Origin of the sequence: Clostridioides sp. ES-S-0049-02 (assembly GCF_020658465.1) — a bacterium.
GTDB lineage: Bacteria > Bacillota > Clostridia > Peptostreptococcales > Peptostreptococcaceae > Clostridioides.
In genome coordinates, this window is the sequence record NZ_JACVWG010000042.1 from 1 (window position 1) to 1,958 (window position 1,958).

General features: G+C 25.7%; 4 protein-coding genes and 1 pseudogene. All 5 read left to right on the plus strand.

Annotation, left to right across the window (positions count from 1 at the left end; genetic code table 11):
• A pseudogene (locus IC213_RS20380) lies at positions 1 to 459 on the plus strand (hypothetical protein); the annotation flags it as partial.
• 102 nt (positions 460 to 561) lie between these two features.
• Positions 562 to 813, plus strand: coding sequence for a hypothetical protein (locus IC213_RS20385; protein ID WP_227853372.1), 252 nt, complete (start codon positions 562 to 564; stop codon positions 811 to 813).
• Positions 813 to 1,118 carry a hypothetical protein gene (locus IC213_RS20390; RefSeq protein ID WP_227831995.1) on the plus strand — a complete coding sequence of 102 codons (306 nt, stop codon included), beginning with the start codon at positions 813 to 815 and terminating at the stop codon, positions 1,116 to 1,118. The genes IC213_RS20385 and IC213_RS20390 overlap by 1 nt, the downstream gene beginning before the upstream one ends.
• Before the next feature lie 64 nt (positions 1,119 to 1,182).
• Positions 1,183 to 1,338: a hypothetical protein gene (locus tag IC213_RS20395; RefSeq protein ID WP_227831994.1), complete on the plus strand. Its 156-nt coding sequence runs from the start codon at positions 1,183 to 1,185 to the stop codon at positions 1,336 to 1,338.
• A 43-nt stretch (positions 1,339 to 1,381) separates the two neighbouring features.
• Positions 1,382 to 1,942: a hypothetical protein gene (locus tag IC213_RS20400; protein ID WP_227863576.1), complete on the plus strand. Its 561-nt coding sequence runs from the start codon at positions 1,382 to 1,384 to the stop codon at positions 1,940 to 1,942.
• Positions 1,943 to 1,958: the final 16 nt, after the last annotated feature.

The window sequence follows — 1,958 nt, forward strand, 5'->3', positions numbered from 1 at the left end:
GATAGTTTACCATGTGATATAAAGGTTATGAGAAAATACTCTAATAAAGAAACAGAAAAAAAGTTTAAAGAGGTAGATACGAAAGAATTATGCTCCTATCTTGTAAATCAAATAGAAAGTGTTGATACCCCAATTAGTAAAAAAATACAAACTAATTTTGAGTTTGTAGGTTCATGTAATATAAAAGACAATAATTCAAATCCAAGACATTGTTTAGTAATAGATGTAGATACTAAATATTCTCCTAAACTCACACTATACAATCTAAAATCAGGCAATAAAAAAATTCTAAAAGTAAGTAAAGCTGTTTTTGAGGACAATAAAATTGATGTTTATGATTTGATTTATTTAAAATCAATTGAAGAAAAAGCTAAAAGTAAAAAAGTAAATGGAAAATGGATTAAAAGTCATACAGAGACAGAATGGTGGATTCAAGAATATTGGAAAATAGAAAATTAAAAATATGACCTCGTATATGACTTTCTAAGGCTTTGTATAAAATACTGTTTATATTTATACCTTATAATCTCAAAATGGCGTATACGAGGCAAGCGAAAGGTAGTGATTTCAATACTTATAGATGAACAAAGACACTATGATTTATTAGAAAAAAATAGAGAATTAAGTATAAAAATTGATGAATTAAATGAAGAAATACTCTTTTTAAAAGAAGAGAATAAAGAGTATGAAGAAGTTTTGGAGAAGTGGCAAAATGTAAAAGAAGAAATTAAATCTGCATATGAAATTAGAAGAAGATTAAATAGGAAATATGGGAAGTTAGAAATGATATGGCGCAAAATTGAGGATTTGTAATGAAAACAAATAAAATATATGAAAAAAATGAATACATTATTATTAAAGTCCGAAATGGATATATTGTCTATAATACTAATAAGATATTTGGAGAAGGTCATACACATCTTAAGTGTTATAATGCTGCTAAAACTGCAATTGATTTAGCTATTAGAAAAAAGATACCAAGAAGTTATTCAATGTATTTTCTTGAAAGCTTAATAAGAATATCAGATGATATATCTTATAAGGAATCTATAAAAAATATAATGAATACAAGAAATTCTAAGGGTTATAAAGAAAAATATGTAAACTTGAAAAAATAAATAAAAAAGTAGTTGCGATATAATAAGATATATATTATAATAAAGATATAGAAAGGGGATTAAAGTGGATTGTAAATTTAAACAAAGATGTGAAAATAAAAATAGCGATTGTGATTATTGTTGTTATAATCCAAGTGCATATTTAGAAGATGCATTTGAATGGAATGGAGAAGGGGAAGAGCCAACTCAACAGGAATTTGCCGATGCTATTGAAGAGTAAAAGAGCGTTTAAAATAATAATTTTAATATGATTGGAGGTATATATGAGGTGGAGAAACATAATTATAACAGGAGTTTTAGTAGTCGGAAGTACTATAACTATATTTGCTAATACAGAAGAAATTAACACTAGTAATATAAATAAAAACGTAATACTAGATACAACTAAGAATATTGACTTAATGTATAAATACGAATGGGAACAATGCAAAAATAGTAAAGAATATAAGTTGGAAATAAAAAAAATGAACTTAGAAAAAGAACTTAATATCAAAATAGAAAAATTAATTCCTACAATATGGGAAGTAAGTTATTATACTTCTTTAAATTGTGAAAATAGTAAACATGGAGCTGTGACAGCTACAGGAGAAAATTTACAATATGGTTTTGTTGCCAATAATCATCTTAAATTTGGAACTAAAATATTGGTTGATGGTAATTTGAAGGTGGTTAAAGATAGAGGTTCTAATAAATATTTTGGTAACTCTAATGCAATAGATGTATTTGTACCAAGATTAAACAAGGAGAGTGATTCTAAATATTATAAGAGAGTAAATAATATGGGAAGGCATTATAAAGAAGGGTATATTATAGTTGAAGATTAGGAGTTGGTAAGTTGAA